Source organism: Nostoc sp. (assembly GCF_036917395.1).
GTDB lineage: Bacteria > Cyanobacteriota > Cyanobacteriia > Cyanobacteriales > Nostocaceae > Nostoc.
This window is the reverse complement of sequence record NZ_JBALDI010000003.1, coordinates 54,824-77,839: the sequence shown is the minus strand read 5'-3', so window position 1 is coordinate 77,839 and position 23,016 is coordinate 54,824. Positions and strand designations below refer to the sequence as shown.

The window sequence follows — 23,016 nt, the reverse complement described above, 5'->3', positions numbered from 1 at the left end:
AAAGGCAAATAAAAGTCAAAACACTCCAAAATTGTAACACAAAAGCCTTGCTGGCGTCTGTAGGGCATTTTCAAGAGAAGTTTATACAGGGGTTGCACTGCCGTAGAAGAGGGGGAGGATGAGCCGGATAAGGGAGATGGGGAAGAAATGACTAAATTAATTGTGATATGTGGGGCGACGGCAACGGGTAAGTCAGGTTTGGCTTTGGCTTTGGCGATGCGGTTGGGTTCTCTAATTCTCAGTGCCGATTCTCGTCAAGTTTACCGTGAGTTTGATATTGGTACGGCTAAAGCAACTGTGGCTGAACAAAAATTAGTGCCGCACTATCTAATAGATATCTGCGATCCAACAGACATGATGACAGTAGCAGACTACCAACAGCAAACACAAGCTTTAATTGCTTCTGTTGATGTTACACCACTTTTACTAGTTGGTGGTACTGGTTTATATATACGCTCCATTGTCCAAGGGATGAGAATTCCTAGAGTCGCACCGCAAATAGAATTGCGATCGCAACTTGAATCTCTCGGTCAGCCTCAACTCTACGCCATGTTACAACAAGTTGACCCTGTTGCAGCACAAAAAATTCATGCTCATGATTCAGTGCGAACTTTAAGGGGATTAGAGGTATATTATGTTACTGGATATCCAATTTCAGAACAACAAGGGGAGAATCCACCAAATTATCCAATTTTGCAAATTGGTTTGGATTGCGATGTTGAAAAGTTGAGAAATCGGATTAAACAGCGTACCGAGCAAATGATAGCAGATGGTTTGGTCGCTGAGGTAGAATATCTTTGTCAAAAATATGGCGCTGATTTGTCTTTGTTGAATACTTTAGGTTATCAAGAAATTAAGCAATATTTGGCTGGAGATATTTCTTTTGATGAAGCGAAAGAATTAACAATTTTGCATACACGGCAATTTGCCAAGCGACAACGCACTTGGTTTCGAGCATATTCGCAAATTGAATGGTTTGATGCAAATGATCCTGATTTATTAAAGAAAGTTTGGCATCGGATAAATGAGTTTATAAGTTGTACAAGTTCCTGAAAACTTTTTTGCTTATGTAAAGACGCAAAAAAACCTTGCGTCTTTACAGTGAGTCTTCTAGAGAGTGTCGGGATCTACGCCCATAGCCCGTAGCCTATCTGCTAATAATTGGATGCGTTGTTCTGCTTGTTCGGCACGTTGTCGTTCCTGTTCGCCACGTTGTCGTTCCTGTTGGGCGCGTTCATCCCCAGTCAGCAAAACAGTACCATCTTGGTAGCACCAGCGTAACCAAGTATCTTGTCTATCTTCAAATGTACTTTCCCACAAAGTTACGCCTAAACCAACTTGTTCTAACCAATTTTCTGAAGTTTCAAAGTAGCGCCTTCCCCTAAGTTCATAAACGCGTAGTACTTGTTCTCCTAATTGCTGATTTGGATCATATACGATGTAGTAACTTGCCCGTATATGTTCATAAATTTGCAGCTTTTTGCCCAGTTCATCACCTTCTTTGTTAGAGACAATTTCGAGGACAACTTCTGGTGGTTTGCCAAAACGCCAAACCATATAACAACGATTTTGTTTCTCCCACCAATTTTCAGGTACTTGGACATCTAAGCTGAGAAATATATCAGGTACAATTGCAGGTTGTCCGTCTGTATGGTAGATGCCAACATTTGCTGCTGCTAAAAAAGTCTGCTGCTGTAGAGAACTATAAAGAGATCCAACCAAGAGGCGTTGTTGTTTTTCCGAAGCAAAATTGTCTACGGGTGTATCATCTTCAGTCACTAGCTGGTTGGCATCTGGCACATAGTAATCATCATTATTGATTAGAACTTGCTGAACCATGATTTTATCCAGTATTTGAGAGCGTTATTTATAGGTTAGTTTATTGAAGATAAGAGAGTACTTATAACAACAAAGATGCTGTTATTGGATATAATTGTGCCAAAATCTACACAAAGGGGTCTTTAGCAGGCAGGTAAATTAGTTATTCAAGTGCAGTTTGACATAGCTCGCGACTTTTCTGAAGGATGGGCAGCAGTTAATATTGGTGGAAGGGAGAGCTTATTCGGTGGTGAAAAGTGGGGCTATATTGACAAAAGCAGTTCTTGGGTAATTAAACCTATGTTTGATATGGCTTTTTCTTTTAGGGATGGACGAGCAAAGGTCAAAATTAATGGGCAAGAGCGGATTATCGACAAAACAGGTATGTTTCTTAATTAGTATTTTGTCAAGCTTTAAGCACTAATTTGCAATTGATATGATAATCATTTCTTGATATGGCTTAAATGCATATCCTCCATTAATAAATACAAGTGATGCGATCGCCTACTCTCCACCTATCCAAATTATTGCTGAAGATGAGTGCGATCGCACTTACTCTACATCAAATGCGTAGACGCAGAGCGGCTGGTCATCAGACATCGCTTTTTACTCACCCTTAAGTGCTATTTTTGCAACAATAGTAATTAAAGCCCCCCAAAAAAGCAAAAGCCTGCAATACGCCATACATCTACCTTGAACTTTAAAAAACTATGCTTACCCAAGATAAAAAACAACTCAACTGGAAACCGATTCTCAAAGCATTCGAGGCTGTCCTTGGCAAAAATGGTGTTGTCCAACGCCGTGAAGAACTCATTACCTATGAATGCGATGGTTTAACTGGCTATCGCCAACGTCCGGCTGTGGTGGTGTTACCCAGAACTACAGAACAAGTTGCCCAAGTGGTGAAAATATGCAATCAATATTCTATACCCTTTATCGCTCGCGGTTCTGGCACTGGTCTATCTGGTGGCGCTTTACCATTAGAAAACTCTGTTTTAATTGTCACTTCTCTAATGCGGCAAATCCTCAGCATTGATTTGGAAAATCAACGGGCGATTGTTCAACCAGGGGTGATTAATAGTTGGGTAACACAAGCTGTTAGTGGTGCTGGTTTTTACTACGCTCCTGATCCATCTAGTCAAATTATCTGCTCTATTGGGGGTAACATTGCCGAAAATTCGGGTGGCGTCCATTGTCTCAAGTATGGAGTCACGACTAACCACGTTTTAGGATTAAAAATTGTCACGCCGTTAGGAGAAATTATCGATTTAGGCGGACAAATCCCAGAAATGCCTGGTTATGATTTAACGGGTGTGTTTGTTGGTTCTGAAGGCACTTTAGGAATTGCCACAGAAATTACTTTGCGAATTCTCAAAAGTGCAGAATCAATTTGTGTGCTATTGGCAGATTTTACTAGTATTGAAGCTGCTGGAGCAACTGTTTCTGATATCATCAGCGCCGGAATTATTCCTGGTGGTATGGAAATGATGGATAACTTCAGCATCAATGCAGTTGAAGATGTTGTAGCAACTAATTGTTATCCCCGCGATGCTACTGCTATTTTAATAATAGAAATTGACGGTTTAGAAGTGGAAGTTGCAGGAAATAAGCAGCGAGTTACCGAAATTTGTAAAAAGAATGGGGCGCGTAATGTCACTTCTGCTATTGATCCAGAAACAAGATTGAAATTATGGAAAGGACGCAAAGCAGCTTTTGCAGCAGCTGGACATTTAAGCCCAGATTATTACGTACAAGATGGTGTAATTCCTCGGACTCAATTACCCTATGTTTTGCACGAGATTAAGACATTAAGTGAGCAATACGGTTATCGTGTTGCTAATGTATTTCATGCAGGCGATGGCAATCTTCACCCGCTAATTCTTTATGATAATTCTGTACCTGGAGCATTAGAGCAAGTAGAAGAAATGGGTGGGAAAATTCTCAAACTTTGTGTCCAAGTCGGTGGTAGTATTTCTGGTGAACATGGCATCGGTGAAGAGAAAAAGTGCTATATGCCACAGATGTTTAGCCAAGTTGATTTAGAAACTATGCAATGGGTGCGGCAAGTTTTTAATCCTAAAGGGTTAGCAAATCCTGAAAAGATATTTCCTACACCACGAACTTGCGGTGAAGCAGCAAATGCATCGGCACTCAAGCAGTTTGAAGGTGTGGAAAGATTTTAATTTTCTGCAAAGGTGCATTCGCAATTGCTCTCGTTCCCTGGCATAGCCAGGGAATGCACTTATAGGAGGCTCTGCCTCAAGTTAGTATAGCAGCCAGAGCCTCATTACCTGCATTCCCAGTCGGAGACTGGGAACAAGAGTTTGAGGGGTGCGCCTAACGTGGGGAAACCACGCACAGCATGGCCTGTTGTAATACCATTTCTTTGTGAGGCTGCGCCAAATTTTCTTGGCTTCTTATTTCTTTCTTTGTGTCCTTCTCTACGAGACGCTGCGCGTAGCTTGCTTCTCCGTAGGAGTATGCGGTTCGTTCCTCATGTAGTTTGGCGCATCTTCATACAGAATTGGTATAAGTAGATAGACGTAATTAAATGTAAGATAAAACTTTTGTTCATAGTGAGCGATTTATCGCTTGGTATAAGGTTTTAAGGGGCTAGAGCCGCTTACTACGAGCTTTGATTTAATTAAGCTCTTCTACTTATTTCACAGAATTAAAAATAGCGAGAATAGTCTCCTAAGGTACATTTATTAATTTACATTATGGCGTAAAATCATCATTTGTTTACATCATCCGGAGGATTACAAGTTTATTTTGTAGTTATATATATTCCGATCGCACTAGGTCACACTTATAAATGAATCGGGTTGTTCGCCGTTATATTTCTTACTTACTGTGTTTGGGATTAGTAGTCACTTTAACAGTTTTTTCACTCTCTTCAGTCTCTTCACTCCCAGTCTATTACCAAAAAACAAGTCCTTTAACTACAGAAATTCGCGGCGTTTGGCTCACTAATGTTGCTAGTGGTGTACTATTTGTACCTTGGGGTATTAACCGTGCTGTAAATCAATTATCGGCTCTCAACTTTAATACAATTTATCCTGTAGTTTGGAACCGAGGACATACTTTTTATAAAAGTGCTGTAGCTCAAATGACTACAGGCTCAGACACTCAACCTTTGCTCAACTTCATGCACGCTGGACAGGATGTTTTAACAAAGATAGTCACACTTGCTAAAAATAAAAATTTGAAAGTCATCCCCTGGTTTGAATACGGGTTTATGACGCCCCATTATTCACAATTAGCAAGGCGTTATCCCGACTGGTTGACAATTGGGCAACAAGGTATAAAGTCTACCCAAGATGCCCCACCGGAAGAAATTGACAATGTTTTAGTAAGTAAGCTGGCTTGGTTGAATCCCTTACATCCACAAGTACAAGAGTTTATCCAAGGGCTAATTTTGGAAGTAGTTAGGGATTATGATGTGGATGGTATTCAGCTTGATGACCACTTTGGAATGCCAGTACAGTTTGGTTACGATCGCTTCACTATTGAACTCTACCAACAAGAGCATCAAGGCAAAAATCCCCCAACTGATCCTTTTAACTCAGAATGGATGCGTTGGCGAGCAGATAAAATTACTGATTTTATGGCAGGAATCTATCAAGCTGTGAAGGCAGTTAAGCCCAAAGTCAGAATATCACTGTCTCCAAACTATCAAGCTTTTGCCTACAAATACTATTTGCAAGATTGGGAAAATTGGGTAAAAAAAGGTTTAGTTGATGAGTTAATTTTGCAGGTTTATCGAAATGACAAAAACTCTTTTATCGCTCAACTGGAACAACCATCTGTGAAATTAGCTCAAAGTCTAATTCCTGTAGAAATTGGTATATCAACAGGAACGGTGCGTAATCCTGTGAAAATCGCACAAGTTAGAGAACAGGTTCAAGCAGTGCGCGATCGCAATTTTAATGGTATCTCTTTTTTCTACTGGGAGAGTCTGTGGGGTTACATCGTACCGGAATCACCCCAACAGCGACGCAAAGCTTTTTTTGATATGTTTAATACTAAAACTGTCAAATCATTAAAAATAAAGAAAGTTTGATGCCATTCGCGCCAGAAAATCCTAGATTTAGCTTTACATTGCTGTGGACTTTCGCTACTTTTAGCGGTTTTTTATTAAGTTTACTCTTAATTGAAGTCGGCGAAAAACCAGATGTTGGAGTGGTAGAAGCAGCTATCGGCGGATTTGCAATCGCACTTCCTCAAGGTTGTCTTCTCAAAGAACCTGTATTTTGTATCAGGTGGATTTTGTCAAGTCTTTTGGGTTGGAGTATCATCACTGCTATCGGTATTGGTGCAGTGGGTTGGATAGTACCTAGCACTCAGATTTTCCCTGTAAGAATCCTGTCTGGGGCGATTTATGGGGCACTTGGCGGCTTGGGGATTGGATTGGCACAATGGTTGGCAATTCTCCAGCCTATGGCGTGGCGATGGATATTTGTCTCTTCGGCAAGTTGGGCTATTGCTGTCCCTGTGGGTTCTGCTGTGGGGATGATCTTGCGCCACTTGACGCAGTTATTCTTTGGCGAAGTCATGGGATTAGCTATCACTTGGTTGTTGGTTGGTATCCTCACAGGAATGAATGCTCACAAATTGCGATGCCTGCGGCGGGCTACGCCTACATAAGTTCCCATTTCCCTACTTCCAGATATACTCAGGACTTACGCAAAATTATGAATAAACGAACCGCAATCGCGCAGCGTCTCGTTAGAGAAGGACGCATTCGCGCAGCGTCTCCAAGAGTTGGACACATAGACGCAGCAGCGGCTTCCCGCAGGGTAGGAATAAGAGTTTCAGAGAGTTATTGCGTAAGTCCTAATACTAAACAAAAACTTGTTAAGAAATATAAAATTAATTAATGTATACTGATATTTACACTTAGATATATGCAAAAATCCTAAGAAACTGCCAAAAATTAACTTTTAGTAAGTTTGCCCCAACCTGCAAATGTATTTTCGCCTTCAAAAAGCAGGATTTGTTAAGCTGACTCCTATTAGCTTTCCTAGATTTCTGACAATAAGTAGAGAAAGATCCAAATTTCGATGAGCAACAGCTGACAATACTTTGCTGTAGGCGCTAAAGTGCATCTACTACAAGCGTAACGACAAGAGAGCGCCTAGAAGAGTCAGTAATACCAGAAAGGGACTCTCGCATGAACATAAATCCAGCGGAATCAACTATAGAGTTGACAAAATTATCACCACCTCAGATTCTCTTCGGCATCGAAGTAGATAATAAAAGCAGTAGTGAGCAGTTTCTACTAAGCATGTACGATTCTGTGCAGGCATCAATATTTGTAGTAGATGTTCTGGAAGATGGAGATTTTCGGTATGTGGCACTTAATCCCACTCATGAACGGTGGATAGGCATTCGCTCAAATGAGGTTCGAGGCAAAAAACCAGAGGATATTCTCTCCCCCATCGATGCTATTAAGGTGCGTCAGCATTATGCCGAGTGTGTGCACTTCGGTCAAACTATTTCTTACGAACAATGTTTGCAATTCCAGGGGGTTCCTACTTGGTGGAGTACGACTCTCACCCCACTAAGGGATGCTAATAGGATTTATCGACTGATTGGTACTAGTAGCAATATCACCCCCGTTAAGCAAGCAGAACAAGCAGTCGGACTCCAAGTTGAACGGGAACGATTGCTAGAAGCGATCGCTGGACGAATTCATCAATCTGTAGAATTAGAGACAATTCTGCATCAGACAACAATTGAACTGCGGCAGTTTTTGAATTGCGATCGCGTGTTAATTTATCGCTTCGAGGCTGATGGAAGTGGGGTAATCATTGCCGAATCAACTGTGGCTGCGAGTGATCCACTGTTGCGAAAAAAGATCACCGATCCCTGCTTGGGTGGCAAACATCGAAAAGATTACGAGCGAGATTGGATTCAAGTTGTCGAGGATATTTATGTAGCCGGGTTGCATCCTTGCCATATAGATTTCCTGGCATCTTTGCAGATCAGAGCCAATTTAGTCGTGCCAATTTTCAAAGAGCAAGATATGTGGGGACTGTTGATTGCCCAGCATTGCCACCAATCGCGTCAATGGCAGCAAACAGAAACTGACTTACTCAAGCAGTTGGCAACTCAAATCGGCATTGCTGCTGGCCAAGCAGAACTTCATCAGCAGATCAAGGATCTAGAAGCAAAGTTAGAGTTGCAAAAACAGAAGCACATAAATCAGTTGCAGCAGGTGCGAAACTTTGAAGCCTTGGTGCGACGCATGACAGAACAAATCCGCGACAGTCTGGATCAACCTCAGGTGTTGCAGACAGTGACTCAGGAATTAGCAGAGTTACTGAACCTTGCTCGTTGCCAAATCGAACTCTATAGCAGCTGCCAAACCCTGGTAACTATTACTTACGAGCATACCATTAATCTACCCCAGTCTCAAGGATTGACCAGACAGATTGCAGACCGTCTTGAAGTTTATCAGCCGCTGTTACAAAAACAACCATTGCAATTTTTGGAAATTGTGCCGGGATGGCAACCAAATCTATTGGTTATGTCCCAGATGGCTTGTCCAATTTTCGATCCTCAAGGGATTTTGGGAAATATTTGGTTGACAAGACCGACACAAGAGGGCTTTGATAAATTTGAAATCGAGTTAGTGCAGCAGGTAGCAAATGAATGTGCGATCGCTATTCGTCAAGCCCAGCTTTATGAAAAAAACCAGGCACAGGTAAAAGAACTAGAAAAACGCGATCGGCTCAAAAACCAATTTCTCAGAAACCTGTCCCAAGAACTGCGGACACCAATAACTAGCATCAGCCTTGCAGTCCAAACCCTCGAAAGTGTCCTCACACCAGCAGATATATTAGATATAGAAATAGTTCCACAACTCTTGCAAATTCTGCATAACGAGTGTGCGCGAGAAACTAAGTTAATTAACGATCTACTCACACTCACATATCTCGAAGCCGAACCCGATCCCCCAACTTTGATTGCCATTGACTTACAAAGCTGGCTTCACCCCATTGTTGAGTCTTTTCGAGACCTCACCAACTGCCAGGGGCAACAGTTAAACCTGAGTATTGATCATCCACTGCCGCCTTTAGAGACAGATATCACAGATATGGAGAGGATTATCACTGAACTACTCAACCATGTCTGCAAATATACCCCAGCAGGTGAATTTGTCACAGTTTCTGCTCACCTGACAGGGGATGCAGTAGAGCTTAATATTAGCAATTCAGGACTAGAGCTTACCAGCAGTGAACTGTCACGGATTTTTGAGCCTTTCTATCACCTTTCCAAACATGATCCTTGGAAACATAGCGGTACTGGACTGGAATTGGCATTAGTGCAGAAAATGGTCAGACATTTAGGCGGCTCAATTTATGTAGAGAGTGGAGCCGGTCAAACCACCTTCACCATCAAATTTCCCCTTTAATTCGTTTTTTAAGCGTGCCACTAGCTAAATTGTCAGAAGTCTGCTATGATTGTTATTCGTGCGGGTGACTAGCTCAACGGTAGAGCAGTAGACTCTTAATCTATTGGTTGCGGGTTCAAATCCCTCGTCACCCACTCTTTCAGCCCCTAGCTATTTATCGTTGACTAAATCTTGACTAAATTGGTCTTGTACCAACCTCTGAAAGCCCCGATTTTTGGGGATAAACAGCGATAAAGTTTTGACTAATTTAACTAAAAACCCCCTTCTGCTTTTTAGCAGTCCAGTGGACACAGTGAACGTGTCCACTGGAGGCTTTGAATGTGACAAAAAGGGAATTGCAAGTATGAACAACTTGGCTCAGAAATCCTACCAATCTGTTGCAGAAGTTTTGAAAAAATCAAATAAAGTAGTCCCCTCGTGGGAAGAGATGTCTGAATAATTTAGAAATAAATTTGAGGCATAACTCAACGAGGGATTAAGGAAATTAGGGTTGAAGTGACAAAAAGGGAATTATGCATCCAGCAGCCGAGTTAGTAGCTTTAGAAAATAGATGCCCAGAATGTACAGACGATAATTTAATTTTCGGGCGTTGCTGAATCAAAATATGAATCAAGTGATCGCTGCAATCAGGCAAGTATCTCACATCTTCAGTGGCACTGAACCATACTTGATCGCTTGGTCTACCACTACTTGTGACTTAAGTGTATGCTGTTTCTTTTTTCCACTGTAAAACTTTTTTTGTTTTGCAAGGCTTGGCGATCGCACTATCTCTAGCATCTGGTTAAAAGTCTCTGGACGTACACCACACAAGCGTTTAAAGTCTTCCGGCTTTAGGTTCTTTACTTGTTCGTAGGTCATGAATGCTACCCAACTCTAACCTACTTCTCCCACGCATCTGGGACTTTTGCAACAGGTCTCCTAATTTCAGTTACTTCTCTTCAAGATACTGATTAATTTATATTGCTTTTAGAGCGTTCGCATACTTCTCGATTCTGAGTTTCAATGGCCCAAACTATTACTATATCTACTTTCTACACTTTCACTCTTTTGTTAATAAAGATGTGACTAATGCATAGCTTAACAAATGTGCAATTACCTTAACCTCTCACTGATGAGCTTTCTTCCTCCTGCTTTCTCACTTTCCCTATTTGTTGCTCGCTTCTCTAGCGCTCCTTCACCCTTTTTTTGTCCAATTCTCGTATTCTTGGACAAATTTTGATTCACTTGTTAATTCATATGCCACTGGGTTCATTGCCTGCATATCTTCTCTATGTCGATCGCCGACTTTCCATACCCCTTTCTCTTTGCCTCTATTTTCTGCTGCTTTATGCATTGCTGCACTCCTAGCTTCCATTACCTCTTTCATATTCCCTTTTGTTCCTAACGTCTTTTCTATCATATATATCTTGTCGGTCATCCCCTTTATCGCCGTCTTTATTGGATCCAAGTCTAATAAATCAGACTTCGTGATCACTTCATATTCTTTTTGTAACTCATCAATTTCTTTGCTCAGATTTTTTTCTCCTTCTTTTCCGTTCTTTATCTTCCAAGTAAAACCATTAAATCCTAATTTTAATAATTCATATTCCTCTTCCATATTTTTCACGAATGTTTTCATCGTTTTCTGTATGATATTCATAGTCTTTTCCTTGTTCCAATTTTCGACAGTCTGTTCACATATCATCAACGCATATTTTTCGAGAATCGCACAATTTTGCTGCATTCTTAGCTCCCAAGGATCAGCCGTTTCACGTTTATCGTGAAATGAATCCTTCAATAGATTATACTTTCTGTCTCGAAATTCTTGCTCAGTCCAATATTTCTTGCTACCTGTTTTCTCGTAACAGAACTGTCTCTCGTTATCCCTTCCTCGGTCTTCTGACTCTTTATGTTTCTCGCCTACCACATTCAATTTGTTATTACTTAAAGCTCTCCTTACTATCATCTCATTGCCCCCTTTACCTGCCTGTAGCTGTCGCTGTAACATTGGCTTCCTTTGAATTTCTTTCTCTTCAACAGACATTTCCTCTCTGTGTAGTTTTTGTTCTGCCTGCTGAAAAACAGGTGCATGAGTTTCTTTATCTAGTTCTTCTGCGAATTGGTGGGCTTCCTTTTCATACTTATCTCCCGTCTGTCCAATCGTAAGTTTCGTTTGAACCGGAAGCTGTGATGGTGCATCAGGACGACTTATAGGAATATTGGCAAAGTTGCTACCAAAACTTAATGCGTGTTTCAGTCTCCTCTGTAACGAGTCACTCATCTTTGCTTGCAACACAGTCAGCCGTTCTTGTCCCTCAGGCGTTATAGTGTCATACTTCGCCTGGAGCTTTAATCTCGTAGCCTCAAACTTCTGCTGTTGAAATTCTTGATTCTCTATTTGGGTCTGCGTGAGATGCTTTTCAGATTGCGGTTGAGCTTGGGCAATTAAGGGGCGCGACTGCAATTGACTCAGTACTGGGTTTGATGCAGACGAGTCAGCTTTTTTGTGGATGTGCGATCGCTTGTTCATTGCTAACCTCAGAACTCAACTGTGGGTAATCAAAATATTATCTCATCCATCATTGCCTTAATCTATTAGACATTAAGTAAGTCGGCGGAAAAATTTATAGTTATGTAACAAAAAGTTAAAAAGAATGGTTGGAGTAAAATTTAACACGTTCTGTAATGTTTTAATTGCGGATGGTCAGGTAGTATTTCGTTAGCTGACCTTATAGCCAGTGGCTTTCACCCTGAAATATTTGACGATGTAAAAGCTACTCCCCACTAATTGTTAGAGTGAATCCCCAGAGACACAAGTCAAGCAATAATACTCAGCTTATAGTGATAACAAGGGAATTTTACTAAATTGTATGGACAGAAGCAAATTTGAATCTGTAATAGAAGGGCTTTGGAATTACTGCGCTTACCATAAAATAATTTTTATGGCTGAGACTCAGTTAGAAATTGATAGTTCAATTATTTGTCTCCCTCTACAACAAACTTCAACAGGAATTAAAGTCGCAAATACTAAAAAAGGTCAATGATTCTCCTACCAATGAACCGAATCATTGTGAGTTAGAAATAGGCGGGTGAACTGACTACACTCAAGAAGCACCGAAACGATAGCCTTTGCCGTAGACTGTGTGAATCAGCGCAGTTTCTCTACCTACCTCAATCTTACGGCGCAGCAAACGAATTAATGCCGCGATCGCATTACTACTGGGTTGTTCTTCTTGCCACAAATTTTGCATAATCTGGGCATGAGTCATTAGTTGTCCAGTGTGTTCCATAAAGTATTGCAGCAGCTGGCTTTCTTTTTGCGATAGCTCAATTATTCGTCCTTGGCGATAGGCTACTTGATTTTCACAATCGAGTTCTAAATCAGCTACAGTTAGGCGTCCAGTGGTGGTTTCATAGGTTTGGGAAACGGAACGACGCAATAAAGCCCGGACTCTGGCTAGTAACTCCCGCAGTTCAAAAGGTTTAACCAAATAATCGTCAGCACCAGCATCTAAACCCTGTACGCGGTCATCTAGAGTATCTTTGGCTGTGAGAAACAGCACGGGAGTGGTTTTGCCTTGGCGTCGCAATTCCTGACAAATCTCTAACCCCGTTTTTCCTGGCAGCATCCAATCTAAAATTAGTAGGTCATAACTGGTTACTTGTGCATGTTCGCTGCCACTTGTGCCATCGTAAGCAGCATCCACAATGTAACCCTCGCGAGTTAACAAGCGACTCAAAGGTTGAGTTAGTTCAACTTCATCATCAACTAATAAAATTCTCATGCTGCTTGTGGTAAGCATATAGAGATATTCTCAATATTATTCAACTGCCAAGACACCAAGGATACCAATAAAAAGAATGCTGACTGTTGCATTGCCTAAAGGGGAACTACTTAAAAATAGCATCCGCCTGCTACAATCTGTAGGATTAGATTTTAGTGCTTTTTTAGATTCAGGAAATCGCCAACTTCAAATTCCTGACACTAAGGGACTTGCGAAAGGTTTGCTGGTGCGGGCGCACGATGTGCCCGTTTATGTGGAATATGGTCAAGCACAACTGGGTATTGTTGGTTACGATGTGCTGCGGGAGAAGCAGCCACAAGTTGCTCACTTGGTGGATTTGCAGTTTGGGCATTGTCGGATGTCGGTGGCGGTAAAAGCATCTAGTTCTTACCGATCGCCTTTAGATTTACTACCGCATGGTAGAGTTGCTTCCAAGTATGTGAATTGCGCTCGTGAATATTTCCACAGTCTGGATTTACCTGTGGAAATAGTGCCGTTGTATGGTTCAGTGGAACTAGGTCCGATTACTGGAATGTCAGAAGCGATCGTGGATTTGGTTTCCACTGGGCGGACTTTGAGCGAAAATGGTTTGATTGAAATTGCTACTCTGTATGAAAGCACGGCGCGGTTGATTGCCCATCCTCTAAGTTACCGCCTGGATACGGGTAATTTGAGTGATGTGATTGCCAAGCTGCGGTCAACCGTTTTAGTAGGGGTTTAACAGTTCCAGTCAAAGGGGAATTTTGCACATTTGGGATACTCCACAGCTTTTATTAGCAAAATCATGATTTCATCACTAAATTCACGATTTTTTCCTTAAACTCACAATTTTTTCCTTAAATTCACGATTTTTTCCTTAAACTCACGATTTTTTCCTTAAACTCACGATTTTTTTCTTAAAATCATGATTTTTTTCTTAAACTCGTGATTTTTTTCTTAAACTCGTGATTTTTTTCTTAAACTCACGATTTTTTTCTTAAACTCACGATTTTTTTCTTACAACAGAATTCAAGTATTTGAACCACATCTGTCTTAGGGGCGCAAGACCTTGCGCCCCTACGGCGTGGTCTATTTACCTGAAAATAGCTATAAACTCACGATTTTTCTAACGACATTTGGCATAGTGACAACTGACTAGCCAATAGTCTGCAATAACTGAATCTCTTCATGCACAGTGAATATAGCGCTTCTGTGTTGAGTCCAATACAGACCTAACAAGAACAGCCCCAATTGTTGTAGCGTTGGGGAGTAAGATTCAAAGCCTCTCTGCTTTTAAGAGAGGTCAATCGATTTTGGATGCAAGGATTTTGGATTGACCCCATGCATTAATGCACTTGCTCTAGATGATGAAATTTTTTGATTTCACTCGCGTCTGAAGTCGCTTGCTCTGAAACCTTTTAATAGAAGCTAGATTTTAATTTAATCCAAAATCTAAAATCTAAAATCTAAAATTGTCTCGGTCAGAGTTTATTGCATACAAACGAGCGATCGCTATAATATCAGTCCTAAATAGGACTTAGGCACTGTACAAATTACTCATGGTATGCTTGTATAAAAAATGGGTCGTTTCAGCCTTTTATTAATCGTTCCGTTCCTTAATCGCAAGTAAACCCGCGCCGTAGGGGTAAAGCGCATTGCTAAACCCCTACGAAAAATATGTTTGTTTGTCTCGTTTTGTCTCGTTCCCAGTCTGAGACTGGGAATGCCTAATGAGAGGCTCCGCCTCCCTGACTCGCGGCAGAGCCGCAATTGATTTGCATTTCCAGCCAGAGGCTGAAAACGAGGTTTTAAAAGGCTTTGGGTTTAAGTTGACACCTATGAGCAATGTGCTTTACCCCTACGAAAAATATGTTTTTTTAAAATAATACATATTTAGTATTTTCTGTCAATGGGTAAGTTGTACTAAATTTGTTTATACTAAGATTACTGCGATGTCTACGACGGGCTACGCCTACGCAATAACTTTGCGGCGTAAATAGGGAATTAGGCATCGCTTTGAATATGAATGTAGTATTTTAAATAGACTTTCTTGAAAAGCCAAAGGCGGGGGAAAGGACTAATAATTATTAAAAAAGGTTAAGCTATTCTTGAGATAGCCACGCTGCTAACTGAATATTATATTTAGACTTATTAATAAAAGTTAATGAAAGCTGGACACATTGATACAGAAGTGGCAAGGCTAGAAGCGCTTCGCCAGTATCAAATTCTTGACACCGAACCCGAAGAAACCTACGACAATCTTGCTCAGTTAGCGGCATTTATTTGTGGCACTCCCATATCCTTGGTAAATTTTATTGATGAAAACCGTCAATGGTTTAAGGCAAAAGTCGGTTTAGATGTATCAGAAATGCCCCGGAGCGTTGGGTTCTCTTACCTTTGCCAAGAGCAGCGTAACGTTGTAGTAGTTTTGGATACCTTAGCTGATGAAAAATTAGCCAATAATCCAATAGTAACTGGCTATCCATATGTGCGGTTTTATGCAGGTGTACCCCTAATTACTCTGAGGGGAGATATGCTAGGAACTCTGTGTGTAATTGACCAAGTTCCACGGCAATTGAGCCAAAAACAAGTGGAGGCGCTTGTAGCTCTGAGTCGTCTGGTAATCGACCAACTAGAACTCAGGCGTCATGTAGTTGAAGTATCTCAAATTAGCGAGAAACTATTGACGCACGAGCAAGCAGCCCACGCCCAATCTGAAGCCGCCAGAACCCGGATCAATAATCTGCTCGAAAGCATCACTGATGGTTTTTTTACGCTGGATAAACAGTGGCGATTCACCTACATTAATGGTCAAGCAGAACGGCTTTTGCAAAAAACTCAGTATGAGTTTTTGGGTAAAAACATTTGGGAGGTGTTTCCAGAAATCATCGGCACAACATTTGATCGTGAGTATCACAAGGCAATATTAGAACAGGTGAGTGTGGAATTTGAGGAGTTTTATCCGCCACAGAAGTGCTGGCTTCAAGTCCACGCCTATCCTGCAAAAGATGGCTTGTCTGTTTATTTCCAAGACATTACTGAACGACGCAAAACAGTAGAAGCACTACGAGAGAGTGAAGAACGTTGGCAATTAGCATTAGATGGTAATAATGATGGCATTTGGGATTGGAACCTTAAGACTAATGAAGTGTTCTTCTCGACTCGGTGGAAGGAAATGCTTGGCTATAAAGACCACGAAGTTTCCTACGGTTGGGATGAATGGAGAAAACGAATCCATCCCGATGAGCGAGATTCGGTACTTCAAGCTTTCCAAGACCACTTTGCCAAAAAAACACCGTTTTACGTCTATGAATATCGAGTCCAATGCCAAGACGGCAGCTATAAATGGATTCTAGATCGAGGACAGGCACATTGGGACGCATCAAGTGATGTGGTACGGATGGTTGGTTCCTATACTGATATCACAGATCGCAAGCGGGTAGAAAAGGAATTAAAGCAGCAGAATCTCCGATCGCAACTATTTGCCGAAATCACTCTGAAAATTCGAGAATCTTTACAAATAGACGAAATTCTTCAAACCACGGTTACTGAGGTACAAAAATTATTAAAAGCTGACCGAGTTTTGATTTTTCAACTGGAGACTGATGGTTCGGGAACAGTAGTGCAAGAGGCGGTGCTGCCTGGTTGGCCCGTAATTCTAGGAGAAAATATTTTCGACCCCTGTTTTAAAGAAGAATACTTAGAAAGATATCGCCAGGGAAGAATCAGTGCCATTGAAGACATTGAAGCTGCTCATATCCAACCCTGCCATCGAAAATTTCTTCAGCAGTTTGCTGTCAGGGCTAACCTCGTAGTGCCGATTCTTGTCAGAGAAGGTATTTGGGGCTTGTTGCTAGCTCATCAGTGTGCCGCACCTCGACAGTGGAATAACTTTGAAACAGAGTTGTTACAGCAACTGGCTAACCAGATTGGGATTGCTTTATCTCAAGCGCAACTATTAGAAAAAGAAACCCGCCAAAGTCAGGAACTGAAGCGTTCCAATGCGGATTTAGAACAGTTTGCCTATGTGGCTTCCCATGACTTGCAAGAGCCGTTGCGGATGGTAACGAGTTATTTACAACTACTGGAGCAAAGATACAAAAATAAACTGGATGCGAATGCTGATCAGTTTATCACTTACGCAGTAGATGGGGCGCGCCGGATGCAGACGCTAATCAACGATTTGCTGAACTATTCCCGCGTCAGCACTCGTGGACAGCCTTTTATGCTAGTTAATTGTAATGTTGTCTTAGAGGGGGCGATCGCTAATCTTCAACTGGCGATCGCAGATACTAAAGCAGTTGTCACTCATGATCCTCTACCTGAAGTGATAGCTGATGCTACCCAACTGACACAAGTATTTCAAAACCTAATCGCCAACGCGATCAAATTTTGCCAGAATCAGCAGCCACAAATTCACATCGGAGTAGTCAAGGGAGATGCAAATCTAGATGGAGAAAGTTTAAATGTTATCCCGTCGGCAGATGAGTGGTTATTCTGGGTGTGCGATAATGCAATTGGTCTGGAATCTCAGTATGCTGAACGAATTTTTATAATCTTTCAGCGCTTGCACGGTAGAGGCAAGTATCCAGGTACTGGGATTGGCCTGGCAATTTGTAAGAAAATTATAGAACGCCACGGCGGACGCATCTGGGTTGAGTCAAAACCGGGTCAAGGCTCGACTTTCTACTTCACAATTCCAGATAGAGCTCTTAAGCAATGGTGAAAACCATAACAGCAATTATGCCTATTCAGGTTTTGTTAGTAGAGGACAATCCTGGCGATGCCCAACTCACACGCATCGCCCTGGAAGATAGCAAAATCCCAATCCACTTGAATGTGGTCGAAGATGGTGTGGAGGCAATGGCATTCTTGCGAAAACAAGAAAAATATGTCAAAGCAGCCCATCCAGATATTGTGTTGCTCGATTTCAACCTCCCTAGAAAAGATGGGCGGGAGGTATTAGCAGAAATTAAAGCAGATGAAAACCTCAAACGAATTCCTGTAGTAGTTTTGACGACTTCCCAAGCTCAAGAAGACATCCTCAAAGCTTATAATTTATCTGCAAACTGTTACATAACTAAACCAGTAGATTTCGATCAATTCGTTAAAATTGTCCAATCAATAGAAAATTTTTGGTTTGCGATCGTAAAACTGCCACCGGAGTAATGAAAATGGCAGGTACAAATATTAAAGTTTTATTAGTAGAAGATAACCCTGGTGATGTCTTTTTATTACAAGAGTTTTTAAAGGAAGTTACCACAGTTGTAGTTGATTTAATGCCCGTTGTGCGGCTTTCGGAAGCACTCAACTACCTAGCAAAGGAAATTTTTGATGTAATTCTGTTAGACCTATCGCTGCCAGATGGACAGGGACTGGAAACCTTTGTGATCACTCACAATCACGCAAAAGCCACTCCGATAATTGTACTCACGGGTATAGACGATGAAACCCTGGCAATTAGGGCAATGCAGCAAGGAGCGCAGGATTATTTGCTCAAAGGCCAAGTAACTGGCGACTTGCTAGTGCGCTCAATGCGTTATGCGATCGAACGTCAACGGGCAGACAACGCACTGCGACAGAGTGAGGAACGATTTCGGGTTGCCCTGAAAAACTCTCCAATCTTTGTCTACAACCAAGATATGGAGTTACGCTACACCTGGGTTTACAATCCCTCCAATGGATTGACAGTTGAGGAAATGTTGGGCAAACAAGACTTGGATATCATCCCAGTTGAAGATGCTCAACATTTGATCACAATTAAACGTGGGGTGTTAACCACTGGCATAGGAACGCGAGAGGAAGTATCAATTACAATCAAAGATTCAACTAGATATTACGACTTAACTGTGGAGCCATTGCGGAATGAGTCCCAAGAAGTTGTCGGGGTGACTTGCGCCAGTATCGATATTAGCGAACGGCAAGCTGCGCTACGCGAACGCAAATTAGCTGAAGAAAAAATCCGCGAACAAGCAGCATTACTAGATGTCACCACAGATGCCATTTGCGTCCGAGATTTAAACAATCAAATTATCTTCTGGAACAAAGGTGCAGAAACACTTTTCGGGTGGCAAGCTACAGAGGCTTGCGGCAAAAATGCTAGTGAGCTTTTGTTTGACGAACCTTCACCAGAAATCGAAGCGGCTCTGTTGCAAGTTATTAGTAAAGGTAAGTGGCAGGGCGAGTTAACTAAACTTACCAAAATGGACAAAGAAATCCTTGTTGCTAGTCGCTGGAGTCTGGTATGCGATGAACAAGGGAAACCCAAATCAATTCTCACCGTTGACACAGATATTACCGAGAAAAAACTCCTAGAAGCCCAATTGTTTCGCACTCAACGCCTGGAAAGTATTGGCACTCTAGCTAGTGGCATTGCTCACGACCTCAACAATATCCTGACACCGATTCTGGCAGGAGCGCAACTATTACCACTCAAATTTCCCAATATAGATGAACGCACCCGCCATCTACTGGAGATTTTGGAAATCAACGCTAAACGCGGCGCTGATTTAGTCAAGCAAGTGCTGTCCTTTGCGCGGGGTGTAGAAGGGAAGCGGATCACTTTGCAACTCAGACATTTGATAATGGAACTTGCCAAAATTCTCAAAGAGACATTTCCTAAATCCATAGAAATCAGCACTGATGTACCGCAAGATTTGTGGATGGTTTCTGGAGATAGCACTCAATTGCATCAAGTACTAATGAACCTCTGCGTTAACGCCCGCGATGCTATGCCCAGTAGCGGTATTTTGAGTATCTCTGCTGAGAATCTGTTGATTGACGAAAATTATGCCCGCATTAACCTGGAAGCCAAACAGGGCCCATACACAGTGATTACTATCTTTGATACTGGAGTTGGGATTCCTAGAGAAATCTTAGATAGAATTTTCGAGCCATTCTTTACCACAAAAGATGTAGCACAAGGCACAGGGTTAGGACTTTCCACCGTACTTGGGATCATTAAAAGTCACGGAGGTTTTGTGAACGTGTATAGCGAACCGGGAAATGGCACTAGCTTTAAGGTTTACTTGCCAGCAGTGGAGGGAATGGAAACAATTACTCCAGAAGAATTGCTACCACAGAGAGGACATGGAGAATTGATTTTGGTTGTGGATGATGAAGTTGCCATTCAAGAGATTACCAGAACATCACTAGAAGCTCACAACTACAAAACCTTAATTGCCAGTGATGGCATGGAGGCGATCGCGCTATACGCTCAATATAGGGACAAAATTAGTGCCGTACTGATGGATATTATGCTGCCCTCGCTGGATGGTTTAACTGCCATCCGTACCCTGCAAAAAATCAACCCCCAAGTCAGAATTATTGCCAGCAGTGGACTTACGTCTGACAATAAGCTCAGTGCAGTAGCTGCTATTGGTGTCAATACATTTTTGTCGAAGCCCTATACTGTCAATGAATTATTGTTTTCTTTACAGAAAGTACTATCATGAGTCAAGTAATTACGTAAGTAAGCTGATAGCTCGGAGTACAAAAGGCTGCTTTATTGATGTGGGTGCGAATTACCTGGATTTGATATGATTGAGCATCCGCTAACACACTTCTCTAACCGATACTCACAGCTTGGCTAAATCAATATGCCTCGGTTTCTTAAGTTAATCATCAATACAATAATCTTGGGTACATTGTTACTCATATCTGTGCAAGTTTGGGCGCAAGATTGGCGTCCGGTTCGCGGTGGTATTCCTTTTGGTATTGGTGGTATAGCTTCGATACAGCAGCAAAGCAATAGGCTCGATTTTCTGATTGTCCATGACAACAAACAAAAAAACCAAGGTCGTTTAGCAATCATCAGCATTAAGGGTAAGAACCAACCGGAATATTTCCCATTGAACTGGCCAAGTAACATAGAATTACCCATCGACTTAGAAGCTTTAACATCTGTTCCAGAGAAAACAAAATCCTCTTTTATCGCTTTAAGCAGTTCTGGAAAAGCTTATTACATCAGATTAGAGCCTGCTAAGAAGACCATCTCGGTTCTTAAGGAATTCAATCTACCAGGAATTATTCAAGGAAATAATTTTGAAGCATTTGGATTACAAAATATAGACGGCAAATTAGTTGCTATTTGGGGACATCGCGGTGAAGGAGAACAACCAGCAACTATTTTTTGGGGAGTGTTTGACTTAGCTAAATATCAAATTACTCTTGCAGGTTCTACCAATCTGAAAGTACCCTTTCCATCTGGCAACGTGCGTCATATTTCAGATATAAAGGTAGACCCCGTAGGAATTGTCTACATCACCTCAGCAAGTGATGCCGGAGATGATGGCCCATTTCAGTCAGCTGTGTATATCGCAGGTTATCTGGGATTACACGGTGACAAAATTGCATGGCGGCAAAATCCTCAACTTGTTCCCCTCTACCGCTCTAATTACCACAAAATTGAAGGTATAGAACTTGTTCCTGGTGCAGAAGGCGGTGTAGTGGTTGGTACAGATGACGAGAATTTGGGTTCCTATGTATACATTCTGGGTGGAAGTAGCTGAAAAGTATGTCCTTTGATGGCACAGCAAGTCAATCGGTTAGCAGGCACTCAATAGCAGGAGGTTTCGACCTACACGCAGATTTTAGCAGGATTAAAATTTAAGAAAGACTTGATTCGTTGAATATTTCGAGAGGGTATGATGTGCGAACCGGTTTTCTACCAACATGCGATCGCGGATTAAGCATGTTGGCAATGAAAATAAAAACTATTGCGTTGCCGATAAATTTTGGTTATCCCTGATATCGTAATGCGTAAGTAACATGAAACAGAAAAAGACAAACTAACTATTGGCAAAGTTGGTAGTTAGTCTTCCACTTTATAACTCAATACAGTTCAGTTAAGGCTAAAACTCTTTGCCAAAGTCAATTTTTTTAACGAACCGCCAAGGACGCAAAGGACGCAAAGAGAAGAAAGAAATGCTTAACTGAACCGTATTGCTTTATAACTGTCTGGTTTGCCCAACTGGATCATGCGATTGATATCTGCACATTGTAGGAATAATTTGACTCAAACGAATTCTGAAGTTAGTTGTCAGCTTTATTGTCATGAGAACGCAATAACTTTGGCACAGTGATTTCAAAGCTCGAATCTATAATGCAAGCCTAACTCCTTGCATCTTGAATTGAACCAAGCAAAGTTGCTAGTTCATCTAATTTTTTCAAGATGCTATTAATAGCAGCATAATAAAATTATGCTTTCAGGTAGCATGAACGAAGAGGAAAAAGAATACTTAGACTATGAAGATAATAATCCACTACTGTCTAAAGTCATACAACGCAACATTCGCACTCTTATCCGTCTTCGGGCCAAGGCTGCTAATAAGAGAAACTTGCAAGACCGAATTGCCGACGCTATTACCTCTTTTTCAGGACATATAGTTTTTGTTTACGTACATCTTGTCTGGTTTGGTGCTTGGATTATTTTGAACACTGGTAAGTTAGGTGTACATCCCTTTGATCCATTTCCCTACGGATTGTTGACAATGGTGGTATCGCTGGAAGCAATTTTTTTGTCAACATTTGTGTTAATTAGTCAAAACCAACTGAGTCAAGAAAGTGAGTATCGCGCCAACTTAAATTTACAAATTGCACTCCTGACTGAGCATGAAGTTACACGAGTATTGCAAATGCTAGATGCGATTCAAGATAAAATGGGCATTGAAAATGATGAAGACAGTGAACTTGCTGACTTAGAAATGGAAACTAAACCGGAAGATGTGTTAGTTGAGATTGAGCGACTTCAGCAGTTAGCACTTAAGAGAAAAAAGCTGAATAAACTCAACCACAGATCATAATCTACGATTGCAATAAAGTAGTGCGTTTCATCACACAATCGCAATAATTACTCCTTCTAAATGAAGAATATCTTGTGATCATTTTGAGGATTACTGGTTTATTTGCGATCGCCTCGCAACTTCCTCAACAGCAATATGCATATATTGAGTATTTTGTCAAGGTTTTTAGAGCGATCGCAATTTGGTATAAGTTGACCATTATCTGATTGATAACGGCCACTTAATTAATTAC

Annotated in this window: 16 protein-coding genes, 1 tRNA gene and 2 pseudogenes; 15 read left to right on the top strand and 4 right to left on the bottom strand. The window is 41.4% G+C overall.

Annotated elements, in window-relative coordinates; translation table 11 throughout:
* Positions 1 to 147 precede the first annotated feature (147 nt).
* A complete protein-coding gene (gene miaA, locus V7K46_RS01655; RefSeq protein ID WP_335110418.1) occupies positions 148 to 1,053 on the top strand; it encodes a tRNA (adenosine(37)-N6)-dimethylallyltransferase MiaA in 906 nt (301 codons plus the stop codon).
* 57 nt (positions 1,054 to 1,110) lie between these two features.
* Here the strand turns inward: miaA and V7K46_RS01650 are convergent, their stop codons facing one another.
* Positions 1,111 to 1,839, bottom strand: coding sequence for a Uma2 family endonuclease (locus V7K46_RS01650; RefSeq protein ID WP_335110416.1), 729 nt, complete (start codon positions 1,837 to 1,839; stop codon positions 1,111 to 1,113).
* A 141-nt stretch (positions 1,840 to 1,980) separates the two neighbouring features.
* Here V7K46_RS01650 and V7K46_RS31915 point away from each other — a divergent pair.
* The 7 genes and pseudogenes from V7K46_RS31915 to V7K46_RS01620 form a co-directional block, all read left to right on the top strand.
* Positions 1,981 to 2,037 (top strand): annotated as a pseudogene (locus tag V7K46_RS31915) (hypothetical protein); the annotation flags it as partial.
* A gap of 3 nt (positions 2,038 to 2,040) precedes the next feature.
* Entirely contained in the window at positions 2,041 to 2,217 is a 177-nt protein-coding gene (locus V7K46_RS01645; RefSeq protein WP_442939796.1) for a WG repeat-containing protein, read from the top strand.
* Between the two features lie 311 nt (positions 2,218 to 2,528).
* Positions 2,529 to 4,001, top strand: coding sequence for a glycolate oxidase subunit GlcD (gene glcD, locus V7K46_RS01640; protein WP_335110414.1), 1,473 nt, complete (start codon positions 2,529 to 2,531; stop codon positions 3,999 to 4,001).
* A 632-nt stretch (positions 4,002 to 4,633) separates the two neighbouring features.
* The gene (locus V7K46_RS01635; protein ID WP_335110412.1) at positions 4,634 to 5,881 is read left to right on the top strand and encodes a glycoside hydrolase family 10 protein; all 1,248 of its coding nucleotides are present in this window, start codon (positions 4,634 to 4,636) and stop codon (positions 5,879 to 5,881) included.
* A complete protein-coding gene (locus V7K46_RS01630) occupies positions 5,881 to 6,465 on the top strand; it encodes a hypothetical protein (protein WP_335110410.1) in 585 nt (194 codons plus the stop codon). The genes V7K46_RS01635 and V7K46_RS01630 overlap by 1 nt, the downstream gene beginning before the upstream one ends.
* 526 nt (positions 6,466 to 6,991) lie before the next feature.
* Complete coding sequence (locus V7K46_RS01625; protein ID WP_335110408.1) at positions 6,992 to 9,238, top strand: GAF domain-containing protein; 2,247 nt, start codon at positions 6,992 to 6,994, stop codon at positions 9,236 to 9,238.
* A 62-nt stretch (positions 9,239 to 9,300) separates the two neighbouring features.
* Positions 9,301 to 9,372 (top strand) — tRNA-Lys (locus V7K46_RS01620).
* Between the two features lie 541 nt (positions 9,373 to 9,913).
* On the opposite strand, the pseudogene V7K46_RS31910 reads toward V7K46_RS01620, so the two are convergent.
* The 3 genes and pseudogenes from V7K46_RS31910 to rppA all read right to left on the bottom strand — a co-directional run.
* Positions 9,914 to 10,016, bottom strand: a pseudogene (locus V7K46_RS31910) (IS5/IS1182 family transposase); the annotation flags it as partial.
* Between the two features lie 396 nt (positions 10,017 to 10,412).
* Positions 10,413 to 11,747, bottom strand: coding sequence for a hypothetical protein (locus V7K46_RS01610; protein ID WP_335110404.1), 1,335 nt, complete (start codon positions 11,745 to 11,747; stop codon positions 10,413 to 10,415).
* A gap of 574 nt (positions 11,748 to 12,321) precedes the next feature.
* Complete coding sequence (gene rppA / locus V7K46_RS01605) at positions 12,322 to 13,002, bottom strand: two-component system response regulator RppA (RefSeq protein ID WP_335110677.1); 681 nt, start codon at positions 13,000 to 13,002, stop codon at positions 12,322 to 12,324.
* 76 nt (positions 13,003 to 13,078) lie between these two features.
* On the opposite strand from rppA, the gene hisG reads away from it, so the two are divergent.
* From hisG to V7K46_RS01570, 7 genes are all read left to right on the top strand, one after another.
* A complete protein-coding gene (hisG, locus tag V7K46_RS01600) occupies positions 13,079 to 13,723 on the top strand; it encodes an ATP phosphoribosyltransferase (protein ID WP_335110402.1) in 645 nt (214 codons plus the stop codon).
* Between the two features lie 1,422 nt (positions 13,724 to 15,145).
* Positions 15,146 to 17,707, top strand: coding sequence for a GAF domain-containing protein (locus V7K46_RS01595; RefSeq protein ID WP_335110400.1), 2,562 nt, complete (start codon positions 15,146 to 15,148; stop codon positions 17,705 to 17,707).
* On the top strand, positions 17,701 to 18,150 hold the full coding sequence (locus V7K46_RS01590; protein ID WP_442939789.1) for a response regulator: 450 nt from the start codon (positions 17,701 to 17,703) through the stop codon (positions 18,148 to 18,150). Before V7K46_RS01595 ends, V7K46_RS01590 begins: the two co-directional genes overlap by 7 nt.
* Before the next feature lie 5 nt (positions 18,151 to 18,155).
* The gene (locus tag V7K46_RS01585) at positions 18,156 to 20,435 is read left to right on the top strand and encodes a hybrid sensor histidine kinase/response regulator (RefSeq protein ID WP_335110398.1); all 2,280 of its coding nucleotides are present in this window, start codon (positions 18,156 to 18,158) and stop codon (positions 20,433 to 20,435) included.
* Between the two features lie 144 nt (positions 20,436 to 20,579).
* Positions 20,580 to 21,491, top strand: a complete 912-nt coding sequence (locus V7K46_RS01580; RefSeq protein WP_335110396.1) for a hypothetical protein — start codon at positions 20,580 to 20,582, stop codon at positions 21,489 to 21,491.
* A 705-nt stretch (positions 21,492 to 22,196) separates the two neighbouring features.
* A complete protein-coding gene (locus tag V7K46_RS01575; RefSeq protein WP_335110394.1) occupies positions 22,197 to 22,784 on the top strand; it encodes a DUF1003 domain-containing protein in 588 nt (195 codons plus the stop codon).
* Between the two features lie 74 nt (positions 22,785 to 22,858).
* Positions 22,859 to 22,990 (top strand): hypothetical protein, encoded by a 132-nt coding sequence (locus tag V7K46_RS01570; RefSeq protein ID WP_335110392.1) that lies wholly within the window; start codon positions 22,859 to 22,861, stop codon positions 22,988 to 22,990.
* Positions 22,991 to 23,016: the final 26 nt, after the last annotated feature.